The organism is Pseudomonas sp. KNUC1026 (genome assembly GCF_021650705.1).
Classification (GTDB): domain Bacteria; phylum Pseudomonadota; class Gammaproteobacteria; order Pseudomonadales; family Pseudomonadaceae; genus Aquipseudomonas.
In genome coordinates this window covers 1,578,234-1,596,485 of the sequence record NZ_CP087138.1, presented here as the reverse complement: position 1 = coordinate 1,596,485, position 18,252 = coordinate 1,578,234, and the positions used below count along the sequence as shown (strand labels likewise).

The following is an 18,252-nucleotide window of genomic DNA, read 5'->3' as shown; positions in this document are numbered from 1 at the left end:
CAAATGAGCTTCGAGAGTAACCAGGCGCCGGGCCCGCCGGCTTGTACGATCCTGCAACTCAGCGCTGGCGAATGCGCTCCAGCCAGCGCGCCGGAGCCACGCCGAAACACTGGCTGAAGTGGCGGGTCATGTGGCTCTGGTCGTGAAAGCCTGCCGCCAGCGCTGCGTCGACCAGTGCAAACCCCGCCAGCATCAGGCCTCGGGCACGGTCGAGCCGGCGCAAGGTGACGAAGCGATAGGGGCTGGTGCCGTACAGCGCACGAAAATCCCGCGACAGGCTCCAGCGCTCGCGGCCACTGGCCTGTTCGAGCATCTCCAGGCTAATGCCCTCCCCTACGTGCTCAAGAATGAAAGCCCGCGCACGCTCGGCCGCTCGGTAGTCCATGCGTTGCCGCCCTCTTGGCCGCCCGGCGACACTTCGCAGCGCCGTGGCCAGGTCGAACAGCGCGTCCTGCTCCTGCAAAGGTTCCAAAGGGTGGTCCAGCGCCTGCACGAACACCTCGCTGGCGCGGTACAGGCGCGGGTCGCTCGACAGCCCCCCGGCAATGTAGGGCAGCGGCTCGCCGCCCAGCACCTGCTGGATCAAGGCAGGGTCGATGTAGGCCATGCGGTAGCCGAAACCAGCGGCGGTGCCGGCCATGCCGTCGTGCAGTTCGTCCGGATGCAGCACCAGCGTATTGCCCGGCAGGCCGTGGCGCAGGGCACCGCGGTCAGTGAAGCTCTGCACACCGGTCAGCGTCCTGCCGACCGAATAGGTGTCGTGCCGATGCGGGTCGTAGCCATGGCCGCCAAACCACGCCTCGATGCGCTCTATGCCACTGGGTGCCTCGGCGCGGATCACCCAGTCCGGTGGTATTCGTTCCATCGCAAGCCTTCCTTGTGCGACACCGGCCCTGGGGCCTCAGCCGCCGAACATCGCCGTCCAGTAGATGCCCGCATCGCTTTTCGGATCACTGGCGTAGCCTGCGCCCAGCTCGCGGTATTGCGGATTCATAAGGTTGGCGCAGTGGCCAGGGCTGGCGAGCCAGCCGGCCAGCACCTTGCTTGTGCTGTCCTGGCCGGCGGCGATGTTCTCGCCCACGCGCTGGCCGGTATAGCCGCCGATTTCTGCGCGGTCGCCTGGCGTGCCACCGCTTTTGTCCTGGTGGTCGAAGTAGTTGTTGTTGGCCATGTCGCGGCTGTGCGCTTCGGCCACGGTGCCGAGCACCTCGCTCCAGGCCAGGGGCTGGGCAGCGGCGTAGGGCTGGCCGCCGCACTGGCGGGGTTGGGCACGGGCGCTGTTGATCGCGGCGAGCAATGCCTGGCCCTCGTTCTGCCACGGCCCCAGCCGTGCGCTCAGCAGCGGCCGGGCCAGCACGATGCGCCAGTCGCGCCCGGCCTGGGTCACGCCGATATCGACGAATTGCGGGTCGAGCACCACCTTGCAGTAGCTGCCCTGCACCGCTTGCAGTGCCGCTTTGGCATCACGCGGCCCGGAGAGGGTGATCGCCTGGACATTGACCATCGGTAGCCCTTGCCCGCCAGTGCTTGCTGCAGATCGCCCGGGCGTCCACCGGCAGCGCCAACCGTGGGTCAGCGGCCAGTGGCGGCAATCGCCGGAAGACTTGCTCGCCGCATCGCTGATACTGGCTGCGGTAGGCGTTGAGGCCGTCGATCAGCGTGCCGGCTTCATCGGCGTGGGCTGCGCCAGCAGCCTGCCAGCACAGCAGCAGGCCGAGGCTCGATCGAAGTAAAACCCGCATCCAAAGTGCTCCGTGGAAAAAGTGCCCCATCATGCCAGCGGCAAGCGCCGCCCATCAAACCCCGGCATCGCGGGCGCGCACCAGGCCTTCCAATGCCGCACGTACATGCGCCAGCAGCACCGCGCGCACTCGCGCCAGGCGTTCGGCGTCTACACCGTCCCAGCCCAGCGAATCGAGCAGGCTGTGGCGCTGCACACGAAAGGCCACCACCTGCGCGAACAGGGCAAAGCCATGCAGAACCGTGCGCTCGTCGTCTGGCGGGTAACCGGTGAGGTTCGCGACCAGGCCGCGTATCACCCGGCCGATGCGCACCTTGAAGCCCTCTTTCATCAACGCATGAGCGCTCGGCGGGCATTGCCCGGCTTGTTGGCGTGACATGAATTCGCGCCAACGCAGTGATTCGGGGCCGTCCTGGATCAGCCCGAGCATGCCCGAGAAGATCTCGAGCAGCGCCTCGATACGCTCGGCATCACTGGCAAGGGTGCCATCGAACACCGCCTCGGCCTCGGCCACCGCCGGCCCCACCTGCTCCCAGAGCCGCTCGATCATGTGCTCGACGCAGGCCAGGTACACCCCTTCCTTGTTGTCGAAGTAGTACTGCAAGGCCGGGGCATTCAAGCCTGCAACGCTTGCGATTTCTCGGGTGGAAGCGGCGTCGTAGCCTTTTTCGCCGAACACGCGCACGGCCGCGTCGATCAACCGCGCGCGGGTTTCTTCACCGCGTGGGTAGCCACCCTCGGCGGTGGGTTTGTGTCGTGCCATGGCCTTTGCACCTGAACTGGATCCGACCAGCCTATAACTGTTGACAAAATATGTCTCGAAGAAGATTTTATTCCGACTGGAATAATTCTGGAGCCACCTCATGGCCGATACGTCCCCCGATCCTCAACCGGGCACCGACCGCCAACGCGGCAAAGCGCGGCGTGCCCTGCTCGGGCTCGCTGTAGCCGCCGCCGTGGCCGGGGCAGCCTGGGGCGGCTGGTGGTGGCTGCGCGGCCAATACCTGCAAAGCACCGACGATGCCTACCTGCAAGCCGACAGCCTCGCTGTGGCGCCGAAGATCGGTGGCTACGTGGCACAGGTGCTGGTGAGCGATAACCAGCAAGTACACCAGGGCGACCTGCTGGTGCGCCTGGACGCGCGCAAATACCGCGCTGCCGCCGATGAAACCCATGCCACCATCGCCGCCCGAGAGGCGGACCTGGCCCGCGCCCGTGCCGAGCTGGCCCAACAGCAGGCAAGCATTGCCGAGGCCAGCGCTCAGGCTCAGGGGCGCGAACGGATCTCGCCCATGCCCAGGCCGAGTTCCAACGCTATGCACCGCTGGCGCGCTCGGGCGCCGAAACCCAGGAGCGCCTGGCCGAGCTTGCCAACCAGCAGGCCCAGGCCCGCAGCACGCTGGCCGCGCGCCAGGCAGCGCTGCGCTCGGCCCAGGCACGGCTGGCCACACAGCAGGCGCAGGTGCAACAGGCTCAGGCTCAACTGGGTGTGGCGCAGGCCGGCAATGCCCAGGCCGCGCTGCGACTACGACGATGCCGACATCCGCGCACCGCTCGACGGCCGCGTGGGCGACCGTGGCGTGCGCCTGGGCCAGTTCGTGCAGCCCGGCACGCGGTTGCTGACGGTAGTGCCGGTGCAGGGCCTGTACCTGACCGCCAACTTCAAGGAAACCCAGATCGGCGCCATGCGCGCCGGCCAGCAGGTGAGCGTGAAGGTCGATGCCCTGCCTGGCCGCGAGCTGACTGGCTGGATCGACAGCTTCGCCCCCGGCACCGGCGCGCAGTTCGCGCTGCTGCCCCCGGCCAACGCCACCGGCAACTTCACCAAGATCGTGCAGCGCGTGCCGGTGCGCATCCGCCTGGAGGTCCCGGGCGACTTGCAGGGTGTGCTGCTGCCGGGCCTGTCGGCCACCGTCGAGGTCGACACCCGTGGCGACACCCGTGGCAACACCACTGCCGGCCAGCACCATGGCTGAGTCCTCTGCGCCCAACGCCAGCGTCACCGACTGGATCGCCGTGATCGCCGGCGCCCTGGGCGCGCTGCTGGCGACCCTGGACATCTCCATCACTAACTCGGCGCTGCCGCAGATCCAGGGCCAGATCGGCGCCACCGGCACCGAGGGCACCTGGAATCGCCACCGGCTACCTGATGTCGGAGATCGTGATGATTCCGCTGGCGGCCTGGTGCACGCGGGTGATGGGGCTGCGGCGCTTCCTGATCGTGATGACCCTGCTGTTCAGCCTGTTTTCCGTGGGCTGCGGCCTGTCGTCGAGCCTTACGGCGATGATCCTCTGCCGCATCGGCCAGGGCTTTACCGGTGGGGCGATGATCCCCACCGCGCAGACCATCGTGCGCACGCGCCTGCCGCCGCATCAGTTGCCGGTCGGCATCACCCTGTTCGGCATGACGGTGATCCTCGGCCCCTTGCTGGGCCCGGTGATCGGCGGCTGGCTCACGGAAGCTTCAGCTGGCGCTGGTGCTTTTTCCTCAACCTGCCGGTGACCGCTGCGCTGGTGACGCTGCTCTACACCGGCCTGCCACGGGAGAACGCCAACCTGCAGGCACTGTTCAACGCCGACTGGCTGGGCATCCTGGGCCTGGCACCTGGGGCTGTCGACCTTGACCGTTGTGCTGGAAGAAGGCCAGCGCGAGCAATGGTTCGACTCCAGCCTGATCTGCTGGCTGAGCCTGGCCTGCGTGCTGGGATTTGCCTTGCTCGCCGCCGGCCAGGTGAGCGCGCGCCAGCCGATCCTGCGCCTCGGGCTGCTGGCCAACCCGCGCTTCGCCAGTGTGCTGCTGATCGGCACCTGCGTCGGCGCCGGGCTTTATGGCACGGCCTACCTGGTGCCGCAATTCGTCGGCAACCTCAGCGGCTACAACGCCGAGCAGGCCGGCGCGGTGATGCTGCTCACCGGCGTGCCGGCCTTTTTGATGATGCCGATCCTGCCGCGCCTGCTGGGCAAGGCGGATCGACGTTTGCTGGTGCTGCTGGGGCTGGTGCTGGACTGGGCCAGCTGTTTCGTTGACACCACCCTCACCGCCCAGAGCGTGGGCCACGACTTCACCGCTTCGCAGCTGCTGCGCGGCGTGGGGCAGATCCTGGTGATGATGCCGCTGAGCCAGTTGTCGATGCGCTCGGTCAGCGCCCAGGACGCTGGCGACGCTGCCGGGCTCTACAACATGGCGCGCAACCTCGGGGGCACACTGGGCCTAGCCTTGCTGGGGGTGCTGATCGACCGGCGCCAGCACTTCCATGATGCCGTGCTGCGCGAAGGCATCAGCGCCAACGCGTCACTTGCGCAAAGCCAGATGGCCGAGCGCAGCGCCAGCTTTCTCGCTCAGAGTGGAGACCCGGCGGCGGCGCCGTTGCAAGGCATCGCCCAACTGGCCAACGAGATCGCCCAGCAGGCGCTGGTAATGACCTACAACGATGCGTTTTTCGCCTTGGGCCTGGCCATGCTTGCCTGCCTGCCCCTGGCCTTTCTGTTACGCCAAGCGAAGGCATCCTCACGATGAAGCGCACCCTTGCAGGGCTGGCCCTGCTGACCTTGGCCGGCTGCACTGTTGGCCCTGACTACCACGGTGCGCCGGCAGTGGCGCCGGCCACCCTGCAGGCCGGGCGCCTGCCCCATGCACCTGAGCAAGGCAGCTCGGCGCCGGCTGCTGCAAGATGGTGGGAGGCACTTGGCGATGCGCAGCTCGATCGGCTGGTGGAGCAAGCGCTCGCTCACAGCCCGGACCTGGCCCAGGCCCGCGCGCGCGTGCGCCAGGCGCGGGCCAGCCTTGCCGGCCAGCAGGCCGAGCAGATGCCGACGGTGTCGGCCAACGCGATGATGCTGCGCACCCGTTCGCCAGACACCTCTGCCTTCGGCCTGGGCGGTGGCGGGCGTGGCCCTCTGAGCCTTTATCTGGCCGGTTTCGATGCCAGCTGGGAGGCCGACCTGTTCGGTGGCACCCGCCGCGCGGTGCAGGCGGCCGACGCCAACGCCGAGGCCAGCGCCGCGCAGTTGGCCGACGCCCAAGTGCAACTGGCCGCCGAAGTGGTGCAGGCCTACGTGGGCCTGCGTGACCAGCAAGCGCGGCTGGCCTTGGTGGACGCCACTGCGCAGGTGCAGAACCAGGCGCTGGAGCTCACCCGGCAGCGCCTCACCCGCGGCGTGGCCTCGCAAGTGCAGCTTGAACAAGTGCTCACCCAGGCGCGCACCACAGAGGCCCAGCGCCTGCCGCTGCAGTCGCAGGCCGTGGAATCGCTCGACGAGCTGGCGCTGCTGTGCGGCCTGGAACCGGGCCAGCTCGACACCCCGCTCGCCGCCGCCGTGCCGCTGCCACAAGTGCCGGCGGAACGTGCCAGTGGGCGACCCGGGCGCAACTGCTCAAGGCGCGCCCGGATATCCGCGCCGCCGAGCGCGGCCTGGCCATGCGCAGCGCACAGGTCGGCCAGCAGCAGGCGCAGTGGTTCCCCACGCTGAGCCTGACCGGCGACCTCTCGTTCAGTGCCGGCGACCCCGGCCATCTGCTGCGCAGCAGCAACGGCACCTGGCTGGCGCTGCCGCGGCTGAAATGGAGCCTGCTGGATTTCGGCAGGGTGCGCGCTCAGGTCGAGCAAGCCGAGGGGCAACGTGATCAAGCCCTGGCCAACTACCAGGGCGTGGTGCTGGCCGCCTTGAAGGACGCCGACAGCGCACTGGCCCGCTATGGCCACCAGCGTCAGAACGTGGTGCTGCTGCAGGAGGTGGAAGCCAGCGCCGCGCGCGCCGCCGACCTCACCGGCCAGCGCTATCACGCCGGCACTGCCAGCACCCTCGACTGGCTGGCATGCCCAGCGCACCCTGTTCGATGCCCGGCAGAATCGCATTGCCGGTGACGCCCAGTTGCTCAAGGACTTCACCGCCCTGCACAAGGCTCTGGGCCTTGGCTGGGCGGCCCCGCTACCGGTCAGTTCCAGTTGACCGCGTTGCGGCGGGCGCAGCGCTCTTCGCGGCGGTAGCCGAGCCAAAAGTACAGCGGCGCGGTCACCGGCAGCCCGACCACCCAGGACAGGTCGGCCCCGGCACCAGGTTGGCGTAGGGCCCGGTGAACAGCGAGGTGTTGGCGAACGGCAGTTGCGGCACCACACCGACGAACCAGGCGCCGATGGCGTGCCAGTCGAAGCGCCCGTAGCGGCCGCCGTCGGCCTCGAACAGCGAGGGGATGTGGTACTCGCCGCGCTTGATCAGGTAGAAATCCACCAGGTTGATCGACGCCCAGGGCACCAGCACCAGCAGCAGCGCCAGGATCAGGCCGATGAAGCGGCTGATGAAGTCGGCCGAGGCGCCCAACGCCACCAGGCAGCAGCCGCACAGCACCAGGCTCGACAGCGCGACTTTAAGGCGTACCGACGGCACCCAGCGGGCCATGAAGGTTTGCAGCACGGTGATCAGCGAGAGCACCGCGCCGTACAGGTTGAGCGCGTTGTGGCTGATGATGTCGAACAGAAACAGCAGCATCAGCACCGGGCCCAGCACGCCGGCGCTCTGCTCCACCGCCGCCACTGGCATCGGCATCGGTGGCCGACGCCAATGCCACCACCGCGCCGAAAGCGAACGACAGCACCGTGCCGCAGACCGCGCCCAGATAGGTGGCCCAGAACGGCTTGCCGATGCCCACGTCCCGGGGCAAGTAGCGCGAATGGTCGGAGGTGTAGGGCGAGAAGCTCACCTGCCACACCACCCCCAGCGACACCGTGGCGATGAAGCCGGCCAGGTTGAAGCCGCCACGGCTGAAGAAGTCCGCCGGCAGCGGCCGGCTCGGCGCCATGGCAAAGCCTGCGAACAGGCCCGCGCCCATGACCCAGGTGCCGATTCGGTTGAGGATGTGAATGAAGCGGTAACCGATCACGCCGATGGCCGTGGCCGCCAGCGCGCCGAGCACGATGCCCACCGACAGCGGCACGGCTGGCACCAGGTTATGCACCGATTTGCCGGCCAGCACGCTGTTGGAAATGAAAAACCCGAGGTAGATCAGCGCGGTGATCAGCACGATGCCAAGCGCACCGTAACGGCCGAACTGGCCGCGGCCTTGCACCATCTGCGGAATGCCCAGGCGTGGCCCCTGGGCCGACGACAGCGCCAGCACCGTGCCGCCGAGCAAGTGGCCCAGCGCGATGGCGAGCAGGCCCGACCACAGCCCCAGGCCGAAGGTCTGCACCACCATCGCACCACTGACGATGGGCAAAGGCGCAATGTTGGTACTGAACCAGAGGGTGAAAAGGTCACGCGAGCGGCCGTGGCGCTCGCTATCCGGCACGTGATCGACCGTATGGTTTTCGATCGCCAGGGCGTGGGAATGCTGTTCGGACATGCGCAAGGGGTCTCGTGTTCGTCTGTTCTTGTCGTTGTTTGAAGCCAGACCGGCACCCGTGAATGCCCTGCTCGAGAGCTGTGCGCGGGTCACCGTCGAGGCCCACCATATTATGGTACGCCAAACAACTCAACGACTTTCACGCCCTGCTCGATGGCAAGCCAGTCAGCCAAACCACCTGGCCTCCCCCGCGCGTCAGATGCGGAAACGCTTCACCAACCCATTCAACTCTTCGGACAAACGGGTCATGTGCCCCGCTTCGCCCTGGGTCCGCTCAGCCAGCTCCAGCAACCTGCTGGGCGTCACCGTGGATCTGCCCGATGTTGCGGTTGATGTCTTCGGCCACCTGATGCTGCTCCTCGCTGCGGTGGCGATCTGCACGTTCATGTCGCGGATCACGTCCACCGAATCGCGGATGCGTTCGAAGCTGCCACGGGCATCGTTGATGGAGGTCACCGTGGCACGCGACACCTCAAGGCTTGCGTCCATGCGCCCGCTCATCTGCTCAGTGCGCTTGGCCAGGGTGCTGAGCAGGCTGTCGATCTCGCCGGTGGAATCGGCCGTGCGCCGCGCGAGCGCGCGCACCTCGTCGGCCACCACGGCAAACCCCCTGCCCTGTTCGCCGGCACGGGCCGCCTCGATGGCCGCGTTCAGGGCCAACAGGTTGGTCTGCTCGGCGATGGCGTTGATGGTGCCGAGGATCGACTGGATGTCGCTGCTGTCCTGCTGCAACTGGCGCATGGCCCGCCGCCGGCTCGACTCGGCACGAAGCTGCCCGACTCGGTCGACGGCGGTCTGCACCTGCTGCTGGCCGTCGCGCACCTGGCGCTGGCCATCATCGGCCGACGCCGCCGCCTGGCTGCAGGAGCGCGCGACTTCGTTGGCGGTGGCGACCATCTCATGGAAGGCCGTAGACACCTGGTCCACCGCACTGCGCTGGCGTTCGGCAGTTTCGGCCAGCGCCTGGGCGGCCTGGGTCGAGTCGCTGGACGAGCCGTGGATCTGCCCGGCCGCTGCACCGATGCGCTGGATGATCCCTGCGATGGCGCCGAGGAACTGGTTGAACCAGCCGGCAAGCTGGGCCGTTTCATCGCGCCCTTTCACCTCAAGCCGCGCGGTGAGGTCGCCTTCGCCCTGGGCGATACCCTCCAGGCCACTGGCTACGGCATGGATCGGCCGCACCAGCACACCGGCGAACATTCCGCCCAGCACCGCAAACCCCAAGGCGAACAGCGCTGCGATGGCGACGATCACCCAGGTCAGCGACACGGTTGTGCTCATCACCTCGGCCTTGGGCACCAGCCCGACGAACCGCCAGCCCAGTGCGTCGGAGCGCCAGACGTTGGCCAGGTAGTCCTGCTCGCCCAGGCGCACCGGCACCAGGCCTTTTGCCGCCTGGCCCAGCTCGGCATAGGCCGGGCCGAGGTCGGCCAGGCGCTTGAAGTTGTGCTCTGGCTGCGAAGGGTCTACCAGCACGGTGCCGTCGTCTGTGGCCAGCAGCACGTAACCGCTTTCACCGAGGCGGATCTGCTTGATCAGGTCGGTGAGCTGGCCGAGCGACACATCGATGTTCACCACCGCCGCCGGGCGGCCATCGGCGCCGGCCAGGGCGCGCACGGTGCTGACCAGCGTGACCTTGTCGGCCGCCCAGTGGTAAGGCGCGGTGCGAACCGTCTTGCCTGGCTGGGCCATGGCCGCCTGGTACCAGGGCCGGGTGCGCGGGTCGTAATCGCTGAGCGCCGAGCCAGGCCAGAACACATAGCCGCCATCAGCGGTGCCCATCGAAACATAGGCATAGTTGGCGTGGCTTCTGGCGAGCTGCTCGAACAGTGCGAACACCTGCGGGTCAAGGTCGCCGGCGAGGTTGCCGCCCTTCGGATAGCGCGTCAGGTGGCCATCGGCGCCCGCCAGCAAGGGCTGCCCGGCCAGGAACGCGACGTTCTGGTCGATGCCGTCGAAAAACAGCCGCATGGCGTTGTCGACCTGGCGAATCTCCCGGCCGCTGGCGCTTTCGAAATTCTCCAGCGCCTGCGTGCGCAGGTTCCAGGATCACCACCACCGCCACCAGCACCACAGGCACCGCGGCGATGCTGGCAAAGGCCGCGATCAATTTTGTTTTTATCTTCAGACGTTCATCCCTTCCCCAAGGTGCGAAGGCCAGCCGGCCTTGCAATACACCGTAGTATGGTATACCAATAGTGCACGCGCTCTGAGCCCCAGTGCCGCGCAACCAGAACATCCTCCATGTGGCCGCTGATTGAATCGGCCGCATCGCAAAAAACGAAAGGCAGGCTGTCATGAAATTTTCGCTTTTCGTTCACATGGAACGCTGGGACGACCAGGTCAGCCATCGGCAACTGTTCGAAAACCTCACTGAGCTCACCCTGATGGCCGAGGCCGGCGGGTTCAGCACCGTGTGGATCGGCGAACACCACGCGATGGAATACACCATCTCCCCAAGCCCGATGCCGCTGCTGGCGTACCTCGCCGCACGCACCACGACCATCCGCCTGGGCGCCGGCACCATCATCGCGCCGTTCCGGCACCCGCTGCGGGTGGCCGGTGAATGCGCCCTGCTCGATGTGATCAGCAACGGCCGCATGGAAGTGGGCCTGGCCCGTGGCGCCTACCAGGTCGAGTTCGACCGGCTGGCCAACGGCATGCCCGCAACCGAAGGCGGCAAGGCGCTGCGCGAAATGGTGCCGGTGGTGCGCAAGCTCTGGGAAGGCGACTACGCCCATGACGGCGAGCTGTGGAAATTCCCCACTTCCACCAGCGTGCCGCAAGCCCATCGCCACCCCACCGATCTGGATCGCCGCGCGCGACCCCGACTCGCACAATTTCGCCGTGGCCAACGGCTGCAACGTGATGGTCACGCCGCTGATGAAGGGCGATGAAGAAGTGGTGGACCTGCGCAACAAGTTCGAGACCGCCCTTGCCAACAACCCTGGCATTCCGCGCCCGCAGCTGATGGTGCTGCGCCACACCCACGTACACGCCGAGGACGACCCCGAAGGCTGGAAGGTCGGCGCCACCGCGATCAACCGTTTCTATCGCACCTTCGACGCCTGGTTCGGCAACAAGCAGGCGCCGGTCGACGGCTTCCTGGCCCCGAGCCCGGAAGAAAAATTCGCTGAGCGCCCGGAGTTCGAGCTGGAGAACATCCGCAAGAACACCATGATCGGCACGCCGGAACAGATCATCGCGCGCATTCGCCACTATCAGGAACTGGGCGTCGACGAGTTCAGCTTCTGGTGCGACAACGGCTTGAGCCACGAAGAAAAGCGCAAGTCGCTCAAGCTCTTCATCGATCAGGTGATCCCAGCGTTTCGCTGAGATCACAGCTTCGAGCTTCGAGCTTTTAGCTGCAAGAAAGAGCAAAGCGCGGTGCGGCAGGTTCATCGCGAACTCCTGCCTAACCGCTTCTGCTTGTAGCTTGTGGCTTGTGGCTTGTGGCTTGCAGCTTGCAGCTGCCCTCAATGGTTGTAGGCCCGCTCGTTGTGCTCGCCCAGGTCCAGGCCCATCTCCTCGACCGCATCCTGGGCGCGCAGGCCGGTGATGAAGTTGACCAGCTTCAAGATGACCCAACTGGCCACGAAGCAGTAGCCGAAGGTAAAGGCGACGCCTTTGATCTGCGCGAGCACCTGGCTCGCCATGCTCACGTTCTCGACCAAACCGCCCAGTTCGGGCACGCAGAACACCCCCGTGAGCACCGCGCCGATGATGCCGCCCACCCCGTGCAGGCCGAACACGTCGAGGGTGTCGTCATAGCCCAGGCGATGCTTGAGCACCGTAACGGCCAGGTAGCACCCCACCCCGCACAACAAACCGATGGCCAGCGCACCACCAACGCCCACGTAGGCGCAGGCCGGTGTGATGCCGACCAGGCCCGCGAGGGCGCCGCTGGCCAGGCCCAGGGCGCTGACGCGGCCGGCCTTGAACCACTCGGTGAACATCCAGCCCACGATGCCGGCGCAGGCGCCAACCTGCGTGTTGATCATCACCATGCCGGAGGCGCCCGACAGGCCGCCGCCGGAGCCGATGTTGAAGCCGAACCAGCCGACCCACAGCATCGCCGCGCCGACCATCGCCAGGCACAGGTTGTGCGGCGGCATGGCGGCGTGCGGGTAGCCCTTGCGCTTGCCCAGCATCAGCGCCGCCACCAACGCCGCCACGCCTGCGTCTGATGTGCACCGCCGTGCCGCCGGCGTAGTCGAGCACGCCCCAGTTGTGCATCAAGGCTCCTGCCCCGCCCCAGACCATATGGGCGATCGGCGCATACACCAAGGTGAACCACAGCGCCATGAACAACAGCGCAGCCGAGAACTTCATGCGCTCGGCGAAGGCGCCGGCGATCAGCGCCGGGGTGATGATGGCGAAGGTCATCTGGAAAGTGACGAACACCCCTTCCGGGATCGTGCCGACCAGGCTGTCGGGCGTCATGCCGACCAGAAACGCCCGGCTGAGCGAACCGATGAAGCTGTTGAGCGTGACCTGCCCTTCGACCATGCCGGTGGCATCGACCACCAAGCTGTAGCCGTAGAGCACCCAGAGCACGCCGATCAGGCCGGCGATGCCGAAGCATTGAGTGAACAGCGACAGCATGTTCTTGGCTCGCACCAGGCCGCCGTAGAACAGCGCCAGGCCCGGCACGCACATGAACAGCACCAGCGCGGTGGCGGTGATCATCCAGGCGCTGGAGCCGGTGTCGAGGGTGGGTGTGGCATCGGCGGCCTGGGCGAGGCCGACTGACGACATCAGGGCGAGGCCGCCCGAGAGGGGTTTGATCATGGGTGTGCTCCTGCGGGGTCGAGGGGTGCAAGCCACAGCGAAACAACGGCCATTGGGGGAATGCCGGATGATTGTGGGAGGCCGGCTGTGCCGGGCGACGGGGCGAATTCAAGATCGGCGCGTCGCGCGGCACAGCCGCTCCTACGGATTTGCGGCGACTTATGGCTGGCCGGGAATCCAGCTGGTGCCGGCCAGCGGCACCCGGGCCATGGCGGCGGATTCCACCGTCAGCGCCACCAGGTCTTCAGGGTCGAGGTTGTGCAAGTGGCTCTTGCCGCAGGCGCGGGCCATGGTCTGGGCTTCGAGCACCAGCACCCGCAGGTAGTTGGCCAGGCGCCGCCCGCCTTCGACCGGGTCCAGGCGTTTGGCCAGCTCCGGGTCCTGGGTGGTGATGCCGGCCGGGTCGCGGCCGTTCTGCCAATCGTCATAGAAGCCTGCGGCCGAGCCGATCTTGCGCAGCTCCTCATCCAGGCGCGGGTGGTTGTCGCCCAGGGCGATCAGCGCCGCCGTGCCGATGGCCACCGCGTCGGCGCCCAGCGCCATGGCCTTGGCCACGTCTGCGCCGTTGCGGATGCCACCGGAGACGATCAACTGCACCTTGCGGTGCATGCCCATTTCCTGAAGCGCCTGAACCGCCTGGGGAATGGCCGGCAGGATCGGGATACCGACATGCTCGATGAACACTTCCTGAGTGGCGGCAGTGCCGCCCTGCATGCCGTCGAGCACGATCACGTCGGCCCCGGCTTTCACCGCAAGCTTCACGTCGTAGTACGGCCGGCTGGCGCCGATCTTCACGTAGATGGGTTTTTCCCAATCGGTGATCTCGCGCAGTTCGGCGATCTTGATCGCCAGGTCATCCGGGCCGGTCCAGTCCGGGTGGCGGCAGGCCGAGCGCTGGTCGACGCCGATCGGCAGCGTGCGCATGCCCGCCACCCGCTCGGTCACCTTCATGCCCAGCAGCATGCCGCCGCCGCCGGGCTTGGCGCCCTGGCCGAGCACCACCTCGATGGCGTCGGCCTTGCGCAGGTCATCGGGGTTCATGCCGTAACGCGACGGCAGGTACTGGTACACCAGGTGTTGCGACTGGCCGCGTTCTTCCGGGGTCATGCCGCCGTCACCGGTGGTGGTGCTGGTGCCGGCGATGGTGGCGCCCCGGCCCAGCGCTTCCTTGGCATTGGCCGAAAGCGCGCCGAAGCTCATGCCGGCGATGGTCACCGGGATCTTCAGGTGAATCGGCTTTTTGGCAAAACGGGTGCCGAGCACCACGTCGGTGCCGCATTTTTCGCGGTAGCCCTCCAGCGGGTAGCGCGACACGCTCGCCCCAGCAGCAGAAGATCGTCGAAGTGCGGCAGCTTGCGCTTGGTGCCGCCGCCGCGGATGTCGTAGATGCCAGTCTCGGCGGCGCGCTGGATTTCCTGGATCGCCAGCCGGTCGAAGGTGGCCGACTCGCGCAGCACGGGGAGTGTTTGTCAGTCATGGGGAAGGCTCCTGATCAGTACGCACTGGCGTTATCGACTTTGAAGTTGTAGAGCTGGCGGGCTGAGCCGTAGCGCTTGAAGTCGCTGGCCTTCTCGTTGAAGCCGGCCTGGTTGAGCAGCGCTTGCAGCTCCTCCAGGTGCTCGGGGCGCATCTGTTTTCGATGCAGTCCGAGCCGAGCGAGGCGACCGTACCCTTGACGAAAATCCGGGTTTCGTAGAGCGAATCACCCAGCGCATCGCCGGCGTCGCCGCAGCACCACCAGGCGCCCGGCCTGGCCCATGAAGCAGCTCATGTGGCCGATGCTGCCACCGACCACGATGTCGACGCCCTTCATCGAAATGCCGCAGCGAGCACCGGCATCACCTTCGATCACCAGCAAGCCGCCATGGGCGGTGGCGCCAGCGGCCTGGGACGCACTGCCCTTGACCCGCACGTAGCCGCTCATCATGTTCTCGGCGCACCCCACGCCCACGTTGCCGTGCACAGTGATCGACGCCTGCTGGTTCATGCCGGCGCAGTGGTAGCCGGCGTGGCCCTGGATATCCACCGACACCGCCTGGTTCACGCCCACGGCCAGGTTATGCGCACCGTTGGGATGGGCGACCACGAATTCGCGGTCGTCGGCCGGCTGGTGCAGGGCCTGGTTGAGTTCGCGCACGCTGGCGCTGGAAAGGTCGAACGTATTCATGCGTGGCTCCTCAGGCGCGTTCCCAGATGTACATCGTGGCCGGTGCGGGTTCCCAGACCTTGGCGTGCTCGATACCCGGCAGGCTCGACAGCGCCTGGTATTCCGAAGCCATGGCCACGTAGTCGTCGGTCTCGGCCAGGATAGCCGGCTTGCAGGCGATCGGGTCGCGGATCACGGCAAAGCCGTTGCGGGTGCCGATGGCGAAGGTGAAGAAGCCGTCGAGGTCTTCCAGGGATTTGTCCAGGGCTGCTTTGAGGCTGTCGCCCTGCTGCAGGCGCCAGGCGAGATAACCGGCGGCCACTTCGGTGTCGTTCTCGGTCTCGAAGGCGATGCCTTCACGGCGCAGGGCCTGGCGCAGGCGAAAGTGGTTCGACAGCGAGCCGTTGTGCACCAGGCACAGGTCGGCGCCGGTGGAGAACGGGTGGCTGCCCTCCATCGTGACGGCACTTTCGGTCGCCATGCGGGTGTGACCGATGATGTGGCTGCCCTGCATGCCGGCCAGGCCGAAGCGCTCGGAGATCGCCTTGGGCAAGCCCATGCCCTTGAGGATCTCGATGCTCTGCCCGGCGCTCATGATGCGCACGCTCGGCGCCAGCTCAGCGAGCGCAGCGCGCACGGCAGCTTCCTCGGCCTTGATCTTCAGCACCACGGCACTGGCGTTCTGAAACCAGTCGAATTCCGCGCCCAGCCGCTCCCTGACCTGCTCGATCAACGCGGCAAAGTCGTAACCCTCACCCGTCGCCTGAAGCGTCAGCTTCACCCAGCCCTCACCCACCTCATCGCCGTAAATGGCAAAGCCCGCGCTGTCGGGCCCACGGTCGGTCATCGCCTCCAGCATCGGCTCGAACAACGCCCCCAGCTGGCCTTCCAGCGCAGGGTTCTTCAGATAAAGCCCCACAATCCCACACATAAACGCCTCACTTTGGTCGGCGAGCTGCAAGCTTCTAGCTCCAAGCTGCAAGCTGGCCTTCGGTGGTTTGAAATTCGGTGTACGCCGCAACGCAGCTTTTGCTTTTGCTTGCGGCTTGAAGCTCGAAGCTTGCATCTGCTCTAGAAGAATTCGGTATAACGCTGGACTTCCCAGTCGCTCACGTGCCGGCTGTATTCCACCCATTCCATGCGCTTGAGGCGGATGAACTCGCTGACGATCTGCGGGCCCATCACCTCGGCGAACAGCGGGTCGGCTTCCAGGGCGTCGCAGGCTTCCTTGAGCGATTGCGGCAAGGTCTTGATGCCGCGCGCGGCGATCGCTTCCAGGCTCAGGGAGTAGAGGTTGTCGTTGCACACCGCCGGCACCTCGAGCTGGCGGTCGATGCCATCGAGCCCGGCGGCGATGATCGCGGCGGTCACCAGGTAGGGATTGCCAGCCAGCATCGGGCAGGCGGAACTCGAGCCGCCCGTAAGGCGCACGCACCATGGCCGAGCGGTTGTTGGCGCCAAAGGCGATGAAGGCCGGGGCCCAGGTGGCGCCGGAGAGCGAGTTGCCCACCACCAGGCGCTTGTAGGAGTTGACGGTGGGCGCGGCGAACGCGCACAGCGCCGGGCCGTGGGCCAGCAGCCCGGCGGCAAAATGGTAGGCCAGCTTCGACAGGCCCATGCCGCTGGGGTCACTGGCGTCGTGGAACAGGTTCTTGCTGCTGGCGCTGCCGATCGAGAGGTGAAAGTGCATGCCATTGCCGGCGCGCTTGGGGTCGGGCTTGGGCATGAACGAGCAGATCATGCCCATGTCGTTGGCGATCTCGCCGGCGGCCATGCGGAAGAAGGTGAAGCGGTCGGCCGACTCCATGGCTTCGGAGAAGGTGTAATTGATCTCGAACTGGCCGTTGGCGTCTTCGTGGTCGATCTGGTAGATGTCGAAACCCACCGGCTGCAGGGCTTCGGTCAAGCGCTCGAGAAACTGCCGCGACCGTGACAGGCCCTTGTAGTCGTAGCAGGGCTTGTCGAGGTTGTCGGAGGCGTCCACCAGTTGCAGCTTGCCGCCCTCCCCGCGCTGGAAGAGGTTGAATTCCGGCTCAAGCCCGGTGTTCAAGTGCCAGCCGCGTTCACTCAATCGCGCCACCTGCTGCTGCAGCACATAGCGGCTGTCGTAGGGCCAGGGCTCGCCGTCGACATGGCCGATACACACCACCCGCCCGTAGCCAGGTTGCCACGGCACCGGAATCAGCGAGGCGAGGTCGCCCTTGGCCATGAAGTCCGGGCCGTTGGGCTGCATGCCCATGCCGCTGATGGCGAACCCGGCGAAGCCGGCGCCGGCCTCGCTGACCGCCTCCAGGCCATTGACCGGCACCGATTTGGTCTTGGCCGAGCCATGAATATCGACGAATTGGGCCAGCACGTACTTGATGCCGTGCTGTTCGATGAGGCGTTGGGTCTCTGCGGGCAACATCGGATGGCTCCTGGCTTCGGGCGAGTTGAACACTCGCCTGATATATATTCCAATTAGGAAATTTACTTCCTTTTCAGGAATGCAGCTGCCGTGCCAATGTTGTTCGTCTTGCCCGCGAGCGAGCCATTACGCGGGTTGTATGAGAAACTCCGTTTCCTCTGAAGAAAATTCAAGCCTTCGATTCGCACATTCTTAGTGCGAAATAATTATTAACGAACAGAAACCGTGCGTATTTTATGACCGTCCAAGCCCCCCGCCTGAAACTGGAGCAATACCTTCGGCCATGCAGGTGCGCCGGCAACGCCAGGCCCAGGAACTGAAGCTCGCCGACGTCGCGCGCATCGCCGGCATCAGCCAGGGCATGCTCAGCAAGATCGAAAATGCCCAGGTGTCTACCAGCCTGGACGTGCTCAGCCGCCTCTGCGATGTACTGGGCATGCCGATGTCCAAGCTGTTTCCCAATACGACCAGCAAGGTGGCAGCGCACTGCTGGTGAAGAAGGACGAAGGGCTGGAGGTGGTGCGCCGCGGCACCGAGAAAGGCCATACCTATCACTTGCTCAACCACACCCGCGGGCCGAAGAAGCCGTTCGAGGCCTACCTGGTGAGCATGGACGACGCCAGCGAAGAGTTCCCGACCTTCTCCCACCCCGGGACCGAGTTTCTGCATTTGCTCGAAGGTGAACTGGTGTATCGCCACGGCGACCAGCTCTACCGCCTGCAGGCCGGTGACAGCCTGACGTTCGACGGTGACGTACCGCACGGCCCGGAGGAGCTCGTGCAGGTGCCGATCAGGCTGTTGTCGGTGATGAATTACGGGAAGAGAGC

7 protein-coding genes and 9 pseudogenes are annotated in these 18,252 nt (G+C 66.3%); 6 read left to right on the top strand and 10 right to left on the bottom strand.

Going from position 1 to position 18,252, the window contains the following annotated elements; translation table 11 throughout:
• Nucleotides 1-58: 58 nt before the first annotated feature.
• The 3 genes and pseudogenes from LN139_RS07240 to LN139_RS07230 form a co-directional block, all read right to left on the bottom strand.
• A complete protein-coding gene (locus LN139_RS07240) occupies nucleotides 59-865 on the bottom strand; it encodes an AraC family transcriptional regulator (protein WP_236359334.1) in 807 nt (268 codons plus the stop codon).
• 36 nt (nucleotides 866-901) lie between these two features.
• Nucleotides 902-1,742: pseudogene (locus LN139_RS07235) on the bottom strand (CAP domain-containing protein).
• Nucleotides 1,743-1,796: 54 nt separating this feature from the next.
• Nucleotides 1,797-2,504, bottom strand: a complete 708-nt coding sequence (locus LN139_RS07230) for a CerR family C-terminal domain-containing protein (protein ID WP_236359333.1) — start codon at nucleotides 2,502-2,504, stop codon at nucleotides 1,797-1,799.
• A 100-nt stretch (nucleotides 2,505-2,604) separates the two neighbouring features.
• Here LN139_RS07230 and LN139_RS07225 point away from each other — a divergent pair, with 100 nt between their 5' ends.
• The 4 genes and pseudogenes from LN139_RS07225 to LN139_RS07210 all read left to right on the top strand — a co-directional run bounded on the left by LN139_RS07225 (nucleotide 2,605) and on the right by LN139_RS07210 (nucleotide 6,606).
• Nucleotides 2,605-3,717, top strand: coding sequence for an HlyD family secretion protein (locus tag LN139_RS07225; protein ID WP_236359332.1), 1,113 nt, complete (start codon nucleotides 2,605-2,607; stop codon nucleotides 3,715-3,717).
• Nucleotides 3,671-5,258: pseudogene (locus LN139_RS07220) on the top strand (MDR family MFS transporter). Before LN139_RS07225 ends, LN139_RS07220 begins: the two are co-directional and overlap by 47 nt.
• Nucleotides 5,255-6,211, top strand: a complete 957-nt coding sequence (locus tag LN139_RS07215; protein WP_236359331.1) for a TolC family protein — start codon at nucleotides 5,255-5,257, stop codon at nucleotides 6,209-6,211. Before LN139_RS07220 ends, LN139_RS07215 begins: the two are co-directional and overlap by 4 nt.
• Nucleotides 6,160-6,606 carry a TolC family protein gene (locus LN139_RS07210; RefSeq protein ID WP_236359330.1) on the top strand — a complete coding sequence of 149 codons (447 nt, stop codon included), beginning with the start codon at nucleotides 6,160-6,162 and terminating at the stop codon, nucleotides 6,604-6,606. The genes LN139_RS07215 and LN139_RS07210 overlap by 52 nt, the downstream gene beginning before the upstream one ends.
• Nucleotides 6,607-6,677: 71 nt before the next feature.
• On the opposite strand, the pseudogene LN139_RS07205 reads toward LN139_RS07210, so the two are convergent.
• Nucleotides 6,678-8,081 (bottom strand): annotated as a pseudogene (locus LN139_RS07205) (purine-cytosine permease family protein).
• A gap of 195 nt (nucleotides 8,082-8,276) precedes the next feature.
• A complete protein-coding gene (locus tag LN139_RS07200; protein WP_442964392.1) occupies nucleotides 8,277-10,052 on the bottom strand; it encodes a methyl-accepting chemotaxis protein in 1,776 nt (591 codons plus the stop codon).
• A gap of 326 nt (nucleotides 10,053-10,378) precedes the next feature.
• Between LN139_RS07200 and LN139_RS07195 the strand changes: the two are divergent.
• Nucleotides 10,379-11,417, top strand: a pseudogene (locus tag LN139_RS07195) (LLM class flavin-dependent oxidoreductase).
• 140 nt (nucleotides 11,418-11,557) lie between these two features.
• Here the strand turns inward: LN139_RS07195 and LN139_RS07190 are convergent.
• The 5 genes and pseudogenes from LN139_RS07190 to glnT all read right to left on the bottom strand — a co-directional run bounded on the left by LN139_RS07190 (nucleotide 11,558) and on the right by glnT (nucleotide 17,425).
• Nucleotides 11,558-12,872 (bottom strand): annotated as a pseudogene (locus tag LN139_RS07190) (ammonium transporter).
• 159 nt (nucleotides 12,873-13,031) lie between these two features.
• Nucleotides 13,032-14,329: pseudogene (locus tag LN139_RS07185) on the bottom strand (FMN-binding glutamate synthase family protein).
• Nucleotides 14,330-14,364: 35 nt separating this feature from the next.
• Nucleotides 14,365-15,039: pseudogene (locus LN139_RS07180) on the bottom strand (protein glxC).
• Nucleotides 15,040-15,049: 10 nt separating this feature from the next.
• The gene (locus LN139_RS07175; protein ID WP_236359329.1) at nucleotides 15,050-15,949 is read right to left on the bottom strand and encodes a class II glutamine amidotransferase; all 900 of its coding nucleotides are present in this window, start codon (nucleotides 15,947-15,949) and stop codon (nucleotides 15,050-15,052) included.
• Nucleotides 15,950-16,089: 140 nt separating this feature from the next.
• A pseudogene (glnT, locus tag LN139_RS07170) lies at nucleotides 16,090-17,425 on the bottom strand (type III glutamate--ammonia ligase).
• A 236-nt stretch (nucleotides 17,426-17,661) separates the two neighbouring features.
• On the opposite strand from glnT, the pseudogene LN139_RS07165 reads away from it, so the two are divergent.
• A pseudogene (locus tag LN139_RS07165) lies at nucleotides 17,662-18,244 on the top strand (helix-turn-helix domain-containing protein); the annotation flags it as partial.
• Nucleotides 18,245-18,252: the final 8 nt, after the last annotated feature.